We start from the raw sequence: 16125 nt of genomic DNA on the forward strand, positions 1-16125 counted from the left end.
GCTTCTCGATTTTCTGTCCAACCATCGAGGATCCCGTTCGGCAGCGGATCCGCATCCATCTTAGATTGGCTTTGTCGAGAGGGAAACGCAAAGCGCGCACGGCCGGCCTCCCTGAGGCCTTGGCTCGCCCGCATACACGTGTCGCCCATCAAGAAGACCTTCCTAGGCACCTGAGCATCTGGCCCAGTTATCGGTCGGCTGAAGACACTCTCATAACGCCATGGCAGTCTCCCGCAGGCGCGCCAAACATGCTGGCGTTGTGAAAATAACGATCCATATCGCGCGGCGCTTGTGGGTGTGATACTTGTGCGAATGCTTCCCGATCAACAGAAGGCAAATAGCTTCGAAACATTCTTCCCCAACGGTTCCGCCTGGGTCCGGGTAGACTTCCATCTGCACACCAAGGCCGACAAGGAATTCGTCTACAATGGGCAACACACCGATTTCGTCAGCGCATACATCGCTGGCCTGAAAGCCTCAGGCATTCGGCTTGGCGTGATCACCAACCACAACAAGTTCGACCTCCAAGAATTCAGAGCTCTCAGAAGAGCTGCTAGGCAAGAAGGCATCGGCCTGCTCCCGGGTGTCGAACTCTCTGTCAACGACGGAGCAAATGGTGTCCATGCCCTCATTGTGTTTTCCGACGAGTGGCTCGAAAAAGGCCACGACTTCATCAACGCGTTTCTCGGAAACACCTTCAGTGGCCGCACGCCAGCGCAGTACGAAAACGAGAATGCCCGCTCGAACGAAGACATCGTTTCAACTCTAAAGACCCTTGAGCAGTTCAACCGCGATTTCCTCGTTGTCTTCGCTCATGTTGAGGCATCCAGCGGGCTCTGGAACGAAGTCAAAGGCGGGCGCATGCAGGAGCTGGCCGCCAATCCGCTCGTGCAGAAATACTGCCTCGGCTTCCAGAAGGTCCGCACGCACGATGTGCCGGATCGCGTCGGCCGGACGAAGGTCAAACAATGGTGGCCGCAGTACCCGGCGGAAGTCGAAGGTAGCGACCCGAAGAGCATCGAGCAGATTGGCAAAGGCGAGCATACCTTTCTTAAGCTCGGTGACCTCACCTTCGAGGCCGTGAAGTTCGCTCTGCGCGATTTCGAGTTCCGCGCAGCGGGAGCTGCACTCAAACTGACACACGGCTATATAGAGGCTGTACGCTTTGAAGGCGGGCTGCTGGATGGTGTCCGCATTCCGCTCTCGCCGCACCTCAACTGTCTGATTGGCATCCAAGGCAGTGGTAAGTCATCCGCCCTCGAATGCCTTCGATGGGCGCTCGACATTCCATTCGGCGATAGACCCCAAGATCGAAAGTACAAAGAAGACCTAGTCCCGTTCGTACTGAAGAGTGGCGGTCGCGTTATCGTCGAGGCGGTTGATCACCTCGGATCAAAATATGAGGTTCGCAGGATCTTGGGACACGACCCGGAAGTCTATCTGAACGGCGTCCTACGCAGAGGAGTCGCCGTCAGACAAAGTGTGATCCGAAACCCGCTCTACTTCGGGCAAAAAGACCTCTCGGCTGCAGGCCAGGATTTTGGAAAGGACCTGGTCGAGAAGCTAGTCGGTGAGTCTCTGCGACCTATCCGTGAGTCGATTGCGACCAAGGTTGGTGAGCTTAAGTCAGCGGTTACGCTACTGCAGGCGATCCAAACCGACACCGAAAAACTTACCGGTTTTCGCCAGGAGCTTGCTGCTCTCGAATACCAGATCGAACAGTTTGACAAGCATGGCGTGAAGGACAAGCTGGAAAAGCAGCTTGCCTATAATCAAGACGCCTCGTTCGTGACATCGGTCGGTCAGAAGGCGGAAAGTTGGAGTGAAGTCGTCGGTGATTTAGCCGACGAAGGCATCGAGCTGCTCGATGCTCTCGCTGTCCCGAGCTCAAAGTACAACGCCGCTTTCTTCGCCGACTACGCGGTAGCTCTCGCCGAACTGAAAGCTTCTGTAGCCTCGATCAAGGCAGTTCAAACAGCCATCGACACCGTCCGCGACAAGCTTGGCGAAAAGCACGCCGCTCTGAACGGCACGATCAGTGGTCTCAAGGAAGAATTTGCCTCCGTGGAGCGCGAGCTTCTCGAAGCGCTCGCCGACAAAGGTGTTACCGCGCTTCAGCCCGATGACTATCTCAAGAACACTGACCGAAAAACGCTGATCGAAGGGAAGATCGCTGAGCTCGTGACCGCAACTTCTAAGGCTGCGGACCGTAGAGAACTCGCCGCCAACACGAGCAGTGCGCTCAACGAAAAGTGGCTCGAAGAGTATCGGGTGACGGCCGCCGCCCTCGACAAGATCAATAATGTCCAATCTGAGCTAAAGATCACCCCGACGTTCAAGGGCGACAAGAAAGCCTTCACGATCCGGCTAGAGGCCGCCCTCAAGGGTAGCAGTGTACGAAGCGAAAGCATCGAAGCCATCTGTGGAAAGTACGTGGATTTCGCGGCTATCTACGCCAACCTCGACGAGGCAGCAGCCTTGGCGAAAGGACGTGCAGATGCTTTTCGTGAATACTTCCTGAGAGCGCTGCCCACGCTCCTGACCTTCCAGGTGCCCAACACTTACGAAATCAACTATCACGGACGCCCTCTACGTTCGCATTCCCTCGGTCAGCGTGCTTCCGCGATGATGCTCTTTTTGCTGAGCCAGCAGGAACACGACCTCGTTCTGGTCGACCAGCCTGAAGACGACCTCGACAGCCAAACGGTTTACGAAGAAGTTGTGAAGCGCATCCGCAAGATCAAATCCAACAGGCAGTTCATCTTCGCGACCCACAACGCAAATTTTCCGGTACTGGGAGACTCGGAGTCTGTCTCCGCATTCAGCGCATCCGATGACAGGATTGCCGTTTCCTCTGCCAGCATCGACGCCGCCGACACCCAGAAGCTAATCATCAGGATCATGGAAGGCGGCCCCGAGGCGTTTGCCCGCCGCAAGACAATCTACGAACATTGGAAGGCAGGCCTATAGCGATGGAGCGGACACACGCTTCCCAGATTGCCGAGCTGCTCAATGCGCAGAACCAGCTTGCGATAAAGTACGACGCCCAGCGTGTTCTTGATCATGCGAACGAGTATGTAGTCGACCTCTCGGAAGACGGTCGCGTCGTGTGCTGTGCTCAACTCAAGCGCGTGCAGTGGTATCAGGCCGAAATTTCCCACGTGACCACACATTTTGTTCGCCAGGGACGAGGCGCACGATTGATAGAGGCGGCAGAGCAACGCGCGCGTAAAGATGGGGCGCGTTTACTTCAATGCACGGTGCGAACTGGAAACGGCCCAAGCGAGGGCATGTTCGCGAAGGCCGGTTTCCAACGTGGCCCGACATTTGGAAATCCTCAGACCGGAAACAATGTGACAGTCTGGAGCAAAGCGCTCATCCATCCTCAAAACAACCTGAGTCGCGACGGCTAAGGCAAAGCGGGGAAATGACGATGCTCAGGACCCGTCGATGGCGATTTCGCCAAATTGGTTGTGGAAGTGGCCAGTCCGCTTCCTGCCCTCACCAGGCAATGCGATTTGGCTTGGCGGCAAGTGTTTTCGAGAAGCAAGCCTTAGGCCGCTCGGAAAAAGCTTCTTCCTTTATCGTAGCTTTCCGCTTGGCCAAGCCGGACCAAGGATTGAAGCACGTCGCGTACATCGGCGACGGTCTCGTCCGGTGACGTGAACGCGACCGCGATTTCTTCTGCCGACAGGGGCGCTTTCGCACGCGTCATGAGATCGAGGACAACCCGCGCCTGGTCCAGTCGCGCGGCCGGGAACGGGGTTTTCTTCGCCCTGACTTTGGTCGCCAAGATCGCCTGGACGCGGTCGCCGCGATGGGCCAGCGGACCGATTTTGTCGATCTGATACTCGGGGCGCAGCCATTTGATGAAGCCCCGGCGCTCTTCGGCGGCCCGGACTTCGTTCAACCTGACAAGGCCGTCAAGGGTTTGCTCGACGTTAACATCCGCGTGCCACCCGTAGGATTTCAAGACGGCGGCGTCCAGCCGATCATGAAGCTCTCGCAGGATCACAATACGGCCACGGCTTCGGATGTCCTGATCCTTGCGCGAGACTGCGCTGCCCTTTCGGACGGCTTCGAGAACATTGTAGAGCGCCGTCAGGGACAGGTCGGAATGCTCGGCGAGGACCCGCTTGCGCGTGTCATCGAGTTCTTCGGCGATGGCACTTATTTCAGCACGAGCCGACGCACCTGCATCGGGATGCGGGAAGGGATCAAAACACAAGGACTTCGAATACCTTGGATCGTTGCCAACGCCCTGGCGGCCTCCGGTGCGCAAAGCCCAAGCCACATGCACCTTCGAAGACAGCACGCCGAGATGGAAGGAATCATCCGATGCAATCGCGACCAGCATGTTGTCTGGAAGCACCTCGGCCTCCATGAACTGGAAGATGCGGTGCTTCATGGTTTCGACGGTGGCGATGTAGCGGGACAAGCCGTCCAATGCTGGCCGGAGTTCCCTTCGTGGCTCACCGAACCACCACCATTTCTCTCGATATGAGGGCCGATTGTTTCGGTCTCGCTCCGGCTTCACCGTATCCAGCAAGTGTTGATAGACCTCGGGGAATTCTCGTCGGACCTCATCAGCGGCGGTGCCGAACAGGTCGATAACCATCACACCACGCGGCCGTGATGTCAGATCCTTGCCATTGCGGTATTCGCGGATGAGCCGATCGAGGCCCGGCCGCTTTCCAAGGCCGAGCTCAATGGCCCTTTCACGCGTGATGATGAAGCCATTTCCGTGCAGCTTCACGCCCGGTGAGCAGATCGCGTCGTTAGCCAATAGTGCCTTCGATTTGGTGACATCTACGCCAATCGTGAGATCGGGATTGATCTTCCCTTCACGTTCAGCGAACTCGATCTTGGGCTCATCGGTATCAAGGTCTGCCTCTCTCGTCACGATGCGCACAACCCCATCCCGTTCGCCAGCTTCAGCAACGGTCATGGCAATCCTGACCGCAGCGGCTTCTTTTGACGCCTTAGTCCATGGATGGTCCGGAATGGCGAACACGAGGGAAACTGGCCAGGGGCCCGCCAGATGTCTCTCAAGGACTCGCCGCTGGAATTTCTGCGTTATCGAGTTCGTGGTAACGAAACCGAAGCGGCGCAGCCGGGTTTCCTTCCTTACAAGCAGATCGGCTGACCTATCCCACCAGTACATCACGAAATCCGCTGCAGGATTCATCTGCGGGTTGGCGCTCCACAAGGCTTCGGCGTAGCCCGCGCCCAGTCGCGCGCGAATATCCTTCCCGCCAATGAACGGGGGGTTGCCGACAATGAAGTCGGCCTCCGGCCAGTCGGCGCAGATCGCGTTCGGATAGAAGTAGGTTTCGTTGCCTTGGCCGTCGGACACGGGCTTGCCGAGCGCATCGCGCTTGAGATGCGGATGGGGATAGCCCGACCAGGTGAGCAGCGCATCCTTCGCGTGAACATGGTCGCTGCTGCCCAACACCGGTTCTGAAGGCACGGTCGACCGAGTCCGCATGTGCCACTGGATGTATCCGATCCAGAGCACCAACTCGGCAATCTCAACCGCCCGCCTGTTGATTTCCATGCCGAAGAACTGCTCCGGCTTCACCGAGATGTTAGCGACGTGTGCGACCGCTTCGTCGCCGCCGATGTCCTGCAATTGCTTGAGCGCTTCGCCTTCCAACTGCTTCATCCGGCGGAGGGCAACGTACAGGAAATTCCCCGTGCCACATGCCGGATCGAGTACCCGTACGGACGCTAGGTGCCTGAGGAAGTCTTCAACCTCGTGAATGGCGGCCGCCTTTGAGCCATTGCGAATCGCACGCTCGGCCGCCGATTGATGGCCGATCCAGTCTTTGGTGAGGGGTTCGACGATCGTGGCATCCACCACCCGTTCGACATAGGCACGGGGCGTGTAGTGTGCACCGAGACGTCTGCGCTCGATCGGGTCCAGTGCCTGTTCGAAAAGAGTGCCGAATATTGCAGGCTCCAGATCGCGCCAATCGGCATCCGAGGCATCGCGGAGAAGGCGTATTTCGTCCTTAGTCAGCGGGAGTGACGCGGCATTCTTGAAGAGTTTGCCATTGAACCGAAGCAGTCTCTCGCCGATGCCGGGCGAGTAGTCGCCGCGATCCATATGCCGCCAGAGGTCGTCGATTTCGAAGGTAAACCGCGTCGGGTCGTCGAGACACTTCGTCAGAAGCTCCGTGAAACCCTTCTTGCGGAGCAGCCCCACGTCCTCGACGAACATCGTGAAGAGGCACCGCATGAGGAAAACTGCTACGCTGCCGGCCTCGAAGCCTCGCCCTTCGAGGGCCTTCGAGATTTCTGCCAGCTGCCCGGCAATCTCTCTGGTAACCTTGGCAGTCTTCTGTGCTGGATCAAGGGATTGAGGTTGTTCCCATACCGTACGCAACAGTTCTCGGGTACCCGAACTGGCCAGCTGACTAAGTTCGATGCGAAACTGCCGCGCATCTGGAAACTGGGCGTAGTGGCGTCCGTGACCGGAAAAATCGGCGTAGAGCTCGACAGCTCGCCCCACGTCGCAGGCTATGATGAAGGGCGGATACGGATGGTCGGAGGGCAACGATGCTGCATATCGCTCGGCCTGCCGGCGGGCCTGGACCATAACGTGATCGAGACCAGGCAATGCCGTGCCGGCGGGTCCACCCTCCGCCGTCACGAATAGGTCTACCTGGCCTTCTGGCACCGCTTTCTTGCCACCACGGAGGCGGCTCTGCTTTGCCTCTAGGATAAAGCACCCTCGCTTGTAGAGATCGATGCGCCCAGCTTCGGTCGTCCCATCCGGACGTTTTCTTTCAACGCGCCGTTCGAACACGTAGTCGTTGAAGTCATGGGCGGCTAGCGCAGGATCAGGTCGCCTGACTCCAATCACATCACAAAGCTCTGCCAAGAAAAGAGAATAATTTGCTCTCTCTTGACCTCCGTCGAGATTTGCCCATCGCCTAATGAAGTTGGCGACCGTTAATAATTTATCAATATCTTCGCCGTGTCCCACGCAGCAAAGTGACATTGCTTAGTTACTAAATCCATAAAGTGGACGCGCACCGTGCGCTGCGTCCGATCTGGTATTTATATCGGCTTGATGGCGCAGTCTATCCGGAAGAACGGATAGGTACGGACGACTATTCTACGCAGCTCAATCGATGCCCGCGAGAACATTACTCGGCTGCTTTCAGATAAATTCGCCTTAAAGCGGGCTGTCAGCTCACGGCCCCGTTCCAGCCATTGCTAATGCTTGCCAGAACTGCGGAATTGGCAGGGCTATTGACAACGCACTCTGAATGTTCGCCTTTTGTGCTTCGAAAGTCGCATAAATGGCAGTGTGGAACTCAACGGCGGCTCATTGGTTTTGCGGGTTCAGCTCGTGGAAAAGGTCCGTCGGCCTTCCATGAATGCGGGTTTCCGCATCGCCTACCTCGATTTGGTCGATGAACGCCGGACAGGCGAGGCGGAACCGTATCTCGCCCGAGAGCACATTCGCGCGCATGATTTCGACGAACGCGGCTATCTTTTCATCCGCAGTGAGAAACCTGCGTTTGACGGATGCAGTGGTGCTACGCTTGTGGAGCCCCGGGGCGTCTCTATGCGGCAATCCCTCATCGTGAGCCGATGCTATTGTGCAAGTTTCGCAGCACTGCGGGTGGCGATATCGCCCAAGACAGCATGAAGAAGCGTTCCAACTTCCTGTTCGGCGACCCCGGGTGCAATTCCTGATTCGGACAGTTGAACGAGAATTGCCTTGGCGGTGTTGCGCCAGAAGGCGTTCGCGTCCTCCCCGTTCTTGGATTCCAGGACCCGGGCGATGCCTTCGACCAACTTCCGCCGCCGATGCAGCGGAAACGCGCTTATCTTTGAATCACACATCGATCACCTCACCCCTTCAGTCGCGCGAATAAGCATTGGCGGGTGAGAAAATTTGGTTAACAGCGCTTTTGGACAATGGTCAGCAATGGAATAAAGCGTCTACCCAACAAGCCACGAGGTGTGCCGCGTGTTGATGATCGGCGCGTGCTGAACGGCATCTTCTGGGTGCTGCGCTCCGGTGCTCCATGGCGCGACCTGCCTCAGCGCTATGGGCCGCGCACCACCTGTTGCAACCGCTTCGTCCGATGGCGAAAAGCAGGTGTGTGGCTGCGCAGTAACGAGTCTAAGGCCTAAGGTTTGCGGAGCCTCACGCCGGCGCGGCTGCCGTTCTGCGGGATGAACTCGACGCCGGCGGCCTAGAGGGCGATGCGCAAGGCAGCAACGGTTCGCTCTTGTGTGGGGCTCTGTCGGGCCGCGACATCTACTTAATGTCTACTTTAGACAGTCGCCGCGACCATAACTTTTGATAGCAAGTCAGGGTCGCGGGATGCCGAGCCGCTTGAAATACCGAGTTAGGTCCGGGTGCTCGCGATCGTCCTGCCTCAACCGCGTCGTCATCGCCGGCGAGCGCCATAACCAAACCGGGAGCGCTTATTCTCGACGGAGCACCGGGCATTCTCTGGTTGTGAAGACGGTGCTTGATCACCTGCCGCCTGAGTGTGTCTTCGCTAACGTTGTAGTCGTGTCTGAACAGACCAATGGCCCTCTGGACCGTGATCGCCTCTGCCCGTGGGATGTAGAGCGGCCGAAGCCGTTCGGCTGTTTCTGGCGCTGTTTTGACAGGGAGCGCATTGGTCATGCGGCCCATCGCGCTTTTCTGCGGCCCGCCGTTTCGCCCGACATCACGGAACGATATCGGCCCCCATATTAGAAACCTATGGACGCTACGGAACCCCACGGCCACGGGATGGCGGCCGATCTTTTGACATCGGAAGTTGCCAATGCCAGGCAGCATCCACCGGACCGAGCTCGCGCTTCAACGCACTGAAGAAATGCTGGCCGAAAATCTCGCGCTGTGCAGCAGGATACGAACTGCGGTCGAGGCCGCAGACCGCTTGGTGAAGATCGATCCCTCTCAGCTTTGAAGGACGTCGCGCGGGTTGAACTGGGCCAGCGCTTCATTCGTCGCGACCTTGCGGCACCCTGCCGCAAGAGCCTGCCTTGTGGTATCACAGCGTGAGCGAACAATGGACAGAAGCATTGCAGCATTCACGATGTGCAACACCGAAGCCAAACCGACACAAATCTTCAGTTCAAGGAGCGAGGATTAATGCTGCGGCAAACGAAGGTGGCACGGTGGGTCTTCGCGCGAGCCAGTTATCCGATCTCCCGCTCAGAAAATTCAGCCAAATATTCCGACCTCCTGATGGAACCCATTCGTTGCGGGCGAGTTGCGGCTCATTGGGACGGACTTCCCGAACATGACAACGAGCAACAAAGCAGACCATCAGTCTGTCTCCGAAGCGTTTCGGAAACTGATCCGTTCCGAAGGCTATCGTCATCACGTACAAACGTTCTTAAATCTGGGGGTCGAACCAGAACTGCCGCCAACCCTTCAGTCATTACTTGCGGCTATTGATCGGGCCAAACAGGGGCCGACGGAAGAAGGTCCCTAGCCGGCTGGCTGAGCGTCAGGTCAAAGAGTATAGAGGCTCGCTTCGTGGCTTGTCCCCCTGATTCCCACTCAGAAGCTATCAAACATTCTTCTTGATTTTTCCCGACAGAGGATCATGAATGTTCCCTTGGGTTCTCGCTGAGGTGGGAGGCCTTGTATGAACGTTTGGACGAACTGCCGACCCGATAAAGTGATTGCCAAACACCTTGTTCACGAGCTGATCCTACAAGCCCGTCGCGGCCAAATCATCTCCGTCAAAGAGACTATCGCAGCGGTGCGCCGAGACGGGCCACATCTGGCGGAAACTGACTGCGAGCTGGTGGAGTTTATTGTCAATGTTGCCCCAGCCTTTGGCCTGTTCGTCGGGTTCGATCTTCGCGAATAGCCTCATGGCAACCCATTGGTTCTCGCCTGCGGTGTACGTCAGGACAGACCGACCTGGGATTGTGGGAGAAAGGCGGCTCGAGGCGCGTCAATAGAATCGAGGAGGAGCATGAGGGTCTTCGCGAGCCGGTGTCCGATCCCCACCACAGAAATTCTACAAACATTCCTGACTGTCGCGGCCCAGCGCCGTACCAATTTGTACAATTCGTACATGGCCTTGATGCCGCTCAGGTAGGGAGTAGAGTACCCTTCGGCGTGTCCCTGGGGAGGGCTGGATGAGCGTCGCGCGAAGGGTCGGTCCGTTTCTAGAACAAGCAATTACTGTACTCCTCAACAGGGCGGACCGTCGCGATACGGTCTCGATCAAAGCGGCACTACGCGAAGCTCGCGAGACTGCGCCTTATTTGGTGGCCTCCGACGAAGAACTAACCGAGGCAATCGTCGAGGCAGCAACTGCCATGGGCCTCTACACGTGGCTTCGACGGTCGCGAGTAGCTGTCAGCCAACTTCAGGCATTGTGGCATTTCGACAGAGGCGCGACGTCCTGAGCCATTTTCAATACTCAGAGGTAATCCGCAATTACCGTCGCAAGCTGCTAAATCTGCCTGTAGAACGGAAGCTCCCGGACCGTAACCAGGTCGCGGTCAAGCACATCCTCCACGTGCTGCGGGTCGAACACGTGAAAGGTGATGTTCCTTGCCCGCCCGCGGAGTTTCACCGTTTTCGTCCCGGCGCTCTGCAAGCGACCATCTTTCAGCCAGCGGTGCCGTTCGGCCGTCGAGATCGTCAGAATGTCCTCGATTTCACGGGGGATTACGGGCAGGTCTTCGATATTCTGCAGTGCTTTGGATACGATCCCGAATACCACCTGCACATCATTCTCGGCGCCCTCCGAGAGGCGCAGGGTAAGCACGCGCGACTCGATATGGAGCAGTTTCCTGAACTCCGTTGGAAGGCGGGCGCGTATTTCGAGAAGAATACCCCTCGCCCTGACGGATGATCCAAGCGTTGCAGCCGGGGTTAAAGGCCACTCTCCAATCAGAATCGCTGTTGCAATGATTTTTCGGCGCGGGGACATGCCCCTTTATATAGGTCACCGATTGTCGGCAGCGATGAGCCGATCGCAAAGCCAACATGAGTGCTAATCGCCAGCGTTCTGAACCATGATGCCCTAAAGGCGCAACCACGATTGTTAGCGGGGCCGCTTGCAACTCCGGCTAACAGGAAGCGGCCGAGTTGATCTCGAAGTGCGATATCAGGCGCGTTGCCGCCTGGCGGCTGTACTGGGCCACAACCTGACCGCCCGTGATTGGGAGCCACATGGCTAAAGCGGCTGTTCCGCTATTGAGTCTCGACATGCGTTTTCGGGACCCACCCCGTCGGATTCAATCGCGAATCCCGCATCGATCGCGCTTCGCGCAATGAGATCGCCAAGTTGCCAGTCCGTGAGTTCGCAAAAGGGAAGCATTCTCCTCACGGTGTGGCTAACCTCGGATATCGAAATGCTCGGGCTGCCGATGTTGTCGATCAGGTGGCGGACAATCGCTTGGCGAACGTCCGATAAGGTAGGCCTCTGCGCGAGCGCATGCATCACCGGCCCTATGAATGGAGCCGTGGTTCTGCGGCCACGGCTGTTTTTAAGTCGAACGCGACTGGCACACCGTGAATAATGGATGCTGCCGCCAAGAGCTCCTCCAGCTCGCGGTCGGTGGCCCTGCATGCGGGCATGAGTGTTCGGATGGCGCGGATTGCCTGTGCTATCGAAAGGAAGTGGGCCTTGCCTCTGGAGAGAACATAGGCTTCGGCGGCTCTTTCAACCGTGACTGTGTCAAAAGTGGTGGTCATCGAGAATTCCTCCCTGAACCCTGACCCACACGATTTACGGCACGAATTCGGTAGCTTGCAAGGGTTTGTCTGATTTAGGACAATTAGGCGGAGGCGAGGCCGAAGTGACTTTGCTCCTCGTCGCCGTAGGCACCATGTGTGAGTTGTATCATTCCAACGCGGTCGACAATTGTGATCTCGCCGCGCCTGGCGTGAACCAGCCCCCGATACTCAAGCATTTGGAGGGCGGTGGTAACGCCCGGGCGCCGAGCGCCAAGCATGGTCGCCAGAAACTCATGCGTCAGGTAAATCTTGTTTCCTTCGACGCGGTCTTGGACCATCAGCAACCAGCGGGCCAGCCGCTCCTCGATTTTGGAGTGGCCGTTGACCAGTGCCGTCCGGGACGACTGGATGAGGAAGGCGTGGGCATAGCGAAGCAGTGACTCGCGAAGGGATTGGCTCTCTGCAATCGCAGAGCGAAGAGCTTCAACCGGGAGGATCCAGCCATTACCTGCGACTTGGATATAGGTTTCATTGGGCGACTTGTCCTGGCCGAGAATAACGGCAACTCCTGTCATGCCGTCGTGGCCGACGATGCCGACCTCGCTTTGCCGCCCTCCGGTCATCGTAGCGACCACCGACGCGATGCCCATCTCTGGAAAATACACACGCTCGATCGGCTGATAAGAGACTTCCAGCTGGTCTTTGATGTTGAGTTCGACGTGATGCAGTGACGGCCTCAAAAGCGCGAAATCCTCCGAGGAGAGGGTTTTCAATACATGGTTGCGAAGAAGGGATTGGGGCATGGCTCTCTCTCCCATGCGGGCAAGAGCACGTACCTCTTACTGTCGGCTGCGTCCGACGCGCTGGCGGCCGATGTGGGAAGCATAGGCTTCAAATGTGCGGTTGGCAAAGAGTCCGTGCCTGGCGAAAGGCTCGGGGAATGTCGGCTTGAGTCCCGTAGGTGGTGGGCGCTTCTTATGACTTATGAGGCCGGTCACGAATGTCCGGAACCGGCCTAAGCAGATCGGCAGGTTTCGAGCATCGAGTTGGCAAAAGCAGTCGTTCAGCTCACGTGATGAGTTTCGGGCGCCGTCGCCTTGCGCTTACCGACATTGTGCTTCACCCGTTCCGGCCCTCTTCTTAAGCGCAGTAACTTTGAAACAAATCCTGCCGGCAGGCGTTCCAGCATGGCGGGCGGCGTTGCCGGAGGACCAATGCCCGGCGAATACAATGACATCGTCATCCCCCAAGACCACGATGCATCGCCACTTCGGGAGGAGGAGTATTTCGTCCTCTGCCCGGCGTGCGGCCAAGCGTTCGACATCAGGTGTATGGCAGAGGCGCTTCATCACAACGAGCTAGGCCACGAGCCATACGACCTCGACTCGTAGTCGGCAGTGATCGACGACCGTCGATGAGCGTTTGGAGATGTCCCTTCAGGCCTATACGAGCCGGGTCGAGACCAGCACCGAGGGTAAGCTCTCGCTCATCTGGCCGGTCGCGTTGCCGACCGATCGGCCCGACGAATCCCTGTCGCGAGGGCGGATCTTCGCCGGCACGCTATGTCTTGACGATACCTTCCGGGCTTTCAGCAGCGACTTGATGCCGTTGTGGTCGTCGTCGATGCGGCCGCGGCCGACCGAAAGCTTCGACAATGTATGCACCGCATGCGACAGTTGTTGTTCATCCAGGGCGACGGCGCCTACTCCACCGCAACCATGTCGCCCAGTTCTGTCACGACGCTCCGAAGCAGACCTGTTGCCGGCATCGGGTGCCGGGACCAACATGTGATCTCCATAATGCGTAAGAGCCGAAGGCCGATCGCCGGCAACAAGGCGCTCATTGCAGAGAAAGGTTAACGATCGATCGGATGCCCGCGTTGCCTTCACGCGCAATGTTGCTGGGCGCCTCCTTCGACAGCGCGCACATGCGACACGTCCTGGCCGCGCGCGCCGCCTGTTGCCGAGAGCGACGATCGCGAATGCGCGAACGGCTGGACGGCAGGTGAAGCGGGGTCGCGATAGGCGCACATCGGACTTGCTTCACCGGTAGTCCGAAGACGCCAGCGACGCTATCTGACCGAAAGCAAACAGAAGCGAGGCGTGCCCCACTGAAAGCACAAGCAAGCGCAAAGGTTACTAGACTGATGCTCGGCTGGCGGCAACTTGCTCGCCAGCCGAGTTGATTTTAGCCGGTGGTCGGGGGAGACCAGCCAGCCACACCTTGGTGATTCCAAACCCGAGCCGATGTGCCAATCAGCAACCTTCGTCGGTCTTTTTCACCTGGCCCGGCGCGGCGGTCTTGGCTGCCGTGTCCTGCTGACCTGGCGCCGCCTGCTGAGCGCCGCCAGTCTGCTGGCCGGGCGCGCAGTCTCTGGCCGAGTTCGGATTTGTGGTGCCGCTGGTGGTGGTCGTGTCGGTGCCCTGATCGCCGGACATGTTGGTGCCGCTGCTCGTCGTGCCGGTGCCCTGATCGGTCGTGCTGGGCATGGTTGTCGTGGTCGAGGTTCCGCTGGTCGAGGTTCCGCTCGAAGTTCCGCTGGTCGTCTGGGCAAAGGAAAGCCCGGCCGACACCGCCAGCACGGCCGAAGCCAAAAGGATGCGTTTCATCTTCTTTCTCCTGTCTGAATGCGCGGAATGCGCCTGGCAAATTGAACAGGCAGACAGAAAGAGTGTTCCCCGATCAAGTTCAACTTTTGTAACTCTGGTCGTAGGTCAGCCTTAGGATGGCTGGCGTATATTAAAAGCCTCTTGAAGAAGACACTGCCCGCACCAGAATCCATGGCATGGCTCGGGGAATAGGCATTGGTGACCAGGTGGCGATTACGGCCAGGGTTCTGACGCGGGTAACAGAGGACCGCGTAAGGGTCTCTATCCCAGGTTACGACTTCCCACATTCCATCATCGACCACACCAAGGTGAACCGAGGCCAGCAAATCGACCTGAAAGGCGAGGTCACGCGCATCGACGAGGACACCGTGACGATCGACCTCGGGCCGCTGGTCACGGTCGACCGTGACAAGGTCCAGTAGAAATATCGGCCGCCAAACCGACGAAAGGCACTTGTCGTTGCCCCGGATTAGAACCGACAACATCGCGACGGGCTATGAGGGCAGGCCGCATGACGGGCCGGTAGAGGACGAGTCGAAGCACTTGGTCTACTGCCCAGTGTGCGGCCAAACGTTCGACGCGCGCCATCTTGGACAGGTGTTCCACCACGCTGAGCCGCAGCACCAGCCGCTTCCGGTCGAGCAATAGTCCACTAGTTGAGCTCCGGCGGCAAACCGACGTTGAGACCCTTCAGCGCCAGCGACGTACGTTGGATGAGAAAAGGGTGCTGCGTGCACCGCGCCTTCCCCGCGCGCCGATGCTCCACCTGGACCGCAAAAAGTCCCGCCGCACTGCCAGAACGGCGGGACCGATCAAACGCTTTGCACCAGGCGGGGGGATGCGGGGGGGGTTGGGCTTGCCAAGTGAGCGCGGACCGTAACCAACCCTAAGCGCAACAGCGGCAACGCGTCCACCAACCGCCGGTTGGAGCGACAGGACGATTGAGCCGCCGCCAGGTCAGGTCATCCCGGGTCGCTATCGCTCGCAACCAGACGGTAGCGGAAATTGTTGCGGATGTGGTCGTTGAAATAGCGGCCCTTGGCGAACGCGGCCCGGAACGCGGCAAAGGTTTCCGGCGGTACCCCCTCAAACTCGTACCGTTTACCGCTGGCGACGAACCACACCGAGAGGGTCCTTCTATCCAGATCATATTCCATCTTGCGGATCGAAGTAGATGGCATGAGCACCACAGGCCGAGGCCCGCGCCCTTGCGGGGAGCGCGGGCCGATCGGGATACCGATCTGCAGCAATACCTGGAGGGGGAGGATTCGCTGCGTGCACCGAACTTTCGCGGCGGTCCCGTGTTCCCAATCGAAATACACAAAAAGCTGGCTGCACCTTTCGGCATCACGCGGACGTTGGATTTCTGAGAATGCGCGAGCGTCAATACTAACTTCTGGTGATGGAATTTTCCCGTGAGATAGGCACGCTCCACGGCGAAAGGAGTGCCCCGCCATGACCGTCCTCGCCTACAACCTTGCCAATGACATCAAAGGATTATGGAGGGTCGTCTTCGTGCCGGACGAACTGCATCTGTATGTGGAATTCAGCCAGCCAGACGCCGACACAAACCCGGCTGATTGGATGAGCGTTGATGATTTCCTTGCATGGCGGCCGAAAGGCGCACTCCACGAGCGAGCGCGCGACAGCTTGGTTTCGCTCATTTGCAAGGCGCTGACAGGGCGATGAGACACGGGAAACCCGCACCGAGATCGAGTGCGAGCGCCGCGAGTGGGCCTAGGGCCCCACAAGCCAGTGCCACCCCGCCGCCGGCAAACCGCGGCGGGCGAGTGCCTCGGGGACACGATGGTAGATTGCTAATGCGTTCGC

At 58.3% G+C, this 16125-nt stretch carries 14 protein-coding genes and 2 pseudogenes; 8 read left to right on the plus strand and 8 right to left on the minus strand.

Annotation, left to right across the window (positions count from 1 at the left end; all coding sequences use genetic code 11):
• The first annotated feature begins 312 nt into the window (after positions 1–312).
• The gene (locus NKI18_RS26830) at positions 313–2970 is read left to right on the plus strand and encodes a TrlF family AAA-like ATPase (RefSeq protein WP_353021131.1); all 2658 of its coding nucleotides are present in this window, start codon (positions 313–315) and stop codon (positions 2968–2970) included.
• A gap of 2 nt (positions 2971–2972) precedes the next feature.
• Entirely contained in the window at positions 2973–3413 is a 441-nt protein-coding gene (locus tag NKI18_RS26835; protein ID WP_353021133.1) for a GNAT family N-acetyltransferase, read from the plus strand.
• Positions 3414–3553: 140 nt separating this feature from the next.
• Here NKI18_RS26835 and NKI18_RS26840 read toward each other — a convergent pair whose 3' ends face one another.
• Entirely contained in the window at positions 3554–6991 is a 3438-nt protein-coding gene (locus tag NKI18_RS26840) for a class I SAM-dependent DNA methyltransferase (protein WP_353021136.1), read from the minus strand.
• 617 nt (positions 6992–7608) lie between these two features.
• Positions 7609–7860 carry a DUF6074 family protein gene (locus NKI18_RS26845; RefSeq protein ID WP_352911349.1) on the minus strand — a complete coding sequence of 84 codons (252 nt, stop codon included), beginning with the start codon at positions 7858–7860 and terminating at the stop codon, positions 7609–7611.
• A 75-nt stretch (positions 7861–7935) separates the two neighbouring features.
• On the opposite strand from NKI18_RS26845, the pseudogene NKI18_RS26850 reads away from it, so the two are divergent.
• The 4 genes and pseudogenes from NKI18_RS26850 to NKI18_RS26865 all read left to right on the plus strand — a co-directional run.
• Positions 7936–8133: pseudogene (locus NKI18_RS26850) on the plus strand (transposase); the annotation flags it as partial.
• A gap of 668 nt (positions 8134–8801) precedes the next feature.
• Positions 8802–8945, plus strand: a complete 144-nt coding sequence (locus NKI18_RS26855) for a hypothetical protein (RefSeq protein WP_353021143.1) — start codon at positions 8802–8804, stop codon at positions 8943–8945.
• A gap of 336 nt (positions 8946–9281) precedes the next feature.
• Entirely contained in the window at positions 9282–9476 is a 195-nt protein-coding gene (locus tag NKI18_RS26860) for a hypothetical protein (RefSeq protein WP_352911355.1), read from the plus strand.
• Positions 9477–9632: 156 nt separating this feature from the next.
• Positions 9633–9860 (plus strand): hypothetical protein, encoded by a 228-nt coding sequence (locus NKI18_RS26865; protein ID WP_353021146.1) that lies wholly within the window; start codon positions 9633–9635, stop codon positions 9858–9860.
• 630 nt (positions 9861–10490) lie between these two features.
• Here NKI18_RS26865 and NKI18_RS26870 read toward each other — a convergent pair.
• From NKI18_RS26870 to NKI18_RS26890, 5 genes and pseudogenes are all read right to left on the minus strand, one after another.
• A pseudogene (locus NKI18_RS26870) lies at positions 10491–10937 on the minus strand (hypothetical protein); the annotation flags it as partial.
• 521 nt (positions 10938–11458) lie between these two features.
• On the minus strand, positions 11459–11704 hold the full coding sequence (locus NKI18_RS26875) for a hypothetical protein (RefSeq protein ID WP_352479079.1): 246 nt from the start codon (positions 11702–11704) through the stop codon (positions 11459–11461).
• Between the two features lie 83 nt (positions 11705–11787).
• On the minus strand, positions 11788–12489 hold the full coding sequence (locus NKI18_RS26880; RefSeq protein ID WP_353021149.1) for a Crp/Fnr family transcriptional regulator: 702 nt from the start codon (positions 12487–12489) through the stop codon (positions 11788–11790).
• Positions 12490–13128: 639 nt separating this feature from the next.
• A complete protein-coding gene (locus tag NKI18_RS26885) occupies positions 13129–13341 on the minus strand; it encodes a hypothetical protein (protein ID WP_352571680.1) in 213 nt (70 codons plus the stop codon).
• A 600-nt stretch (positions 13342–13941) separates the two neighbouring features.
• Entirely contained in the window at positions 13942–14295 is a 354-nt protein-coding gene (locus NKI18_RS26890; protein WP_353021152.1) for a hypothetical protein, read from the minus strand.
• Positions 14296–14471: 176 nt separating this feature from the next.
• Between NKI18_RS26890 and NKI18_RS26895 the strand changes: the two genes are divergently transcribed.
• Complete coding sequence (locus NKI18_RS26895; RefSeq protein ID WP_353021155.1) at positions 14472–14717, plus strand: hypothetical protein; 246 nt, start codon at positions 14472–14474, stop codon at positions 14715–14717.
• A 540-nt stretch (positions 14718–15257) separates the two neighbouring features.
• Here NKI18_RS26895 and NKI18_RS26900 read toward each other — a convergent pair.
• A complete protein-coding gene (locus tag NKI18_RS26900; RefSeq protein WP_023722567.1) occupies positions 15258–15476 on the minus strand; it encodes a KTSC domain-containing protein in 219 nt (72 codons plus the stop codon).
• Positions 15477–15750: 274 nt separating this feature from the next.
• On the opposite strand from NKI18_RS26900, the gene NKI18_RS26905 reads away from it, so the two are divergent.
• Positions 15751–15984 (plus strand): hypothetical protein, encoded by a 234-nt coding sequence (locus NKI18_RS26905; RefSeq protein WP_352467844.1) that lies wholly within the window; start codon positions 15751–15753, stop codon positions 15982–15984.
• Positions 15985–16125 lie beyond the last annotated feature (141 nt).

It is taken from the genome of Mesorhizobium sp. M0800, assembly GCF_040320095.1.
GTDB lineage: Bacteria > Pseudomonadota > Alphaproteobacteria > Rhizobiales > Rhizobiaceae > Mesorhizobium.

Excerpts from the sequence above, each read along its gene's own strand:
- NKI18_RS26895 (WP_353021155.1), top strand. The coding sequence starts at position 14,472 with ATGGCTCGGGGAATAGGCATTGGTGACCAGGTGGCGATTACGGCCAGG.
- NKI18_RS26905 (WP_352467844.1), top strand. The coding sequence starts at position 15,751 with ATGACCGTCCTCGCCTACAACCTTGCCAATGACATCAAAGGATTATGG.
- NKI18_RS26880 (WP_353021149.1), bottom strand. The coding sequence starts at position 12,489 with ATGCCCCAATCCCTTCTTCGCAACCATGTATTGAAAACCCTCTCCTCG.
- NKI18_RS26835 (WP_353021133.1), top strand. The coding sequence starts at position 2,973 with ATGGAGCGGACACACGCTTCCCAGATTGCCGAGCTGCTCAATGCGCAG.
- NKI18_RS26890 (WP_353021152.1), bottom strand. The coding sequence starts at position 14,295 with ATGAAACGCATCCTTTTGGCTTCGGCCGTGCTGGCGGTGTCGGCCGGG.
- NKI18_RS26875 (WP_352479079.1), bottom strand. The coding sequence starts at position 11,704 with ATGACCACCACTTTTGACACAGTCACGGTTGAAAGAGCCGCCGAAGCC.
- NKI18_RS26860 (WP_352911355.1), top strand. The coding sequence starts at position 9,282 with ATGACAACGAGCAACAAAGCAGACCATCAGTCTGTCTCCGAAGCGTTT.
- NKI18_RS26855 (WP_353021143.1), top strand. The coding sequence starts at position 8,802 with ATGCCAGGCAGCATCCACCGGACCGAGCTCGCGCTTCAACGCACTGAA.
- NKI18_RS26830 (WP_353021131.1), top strand. The coding sequence starts at position 313 with ATGCTTCCCGATCAACAGAAGGCAAATAGCTTCGAAACATTCTTCCCC.
- NKI18_RS26865 (WP_353021146.1), top strand. The coding sequence starts at position 9,633 with ATGAACGTTTGGACGAACTGCCGACCCGATAAAGTGATTGCCAAACAC.
- NKI18_RS26900 (WP_023722567.1), bottom strand. The coding sequence starts at position 15,476 with ATGCCATCTACTTCGATCCGCAAGATGGAATATGATCTGGATAGAAGG.
- NKI18_RS26845 (WP_352911349.1), bottom strand. The coding sequence starts at position 7,860 with ATGTGTGATTCAAAGATAAGCGCGTTTCCGCTGCATCGGCGGCGGAAG.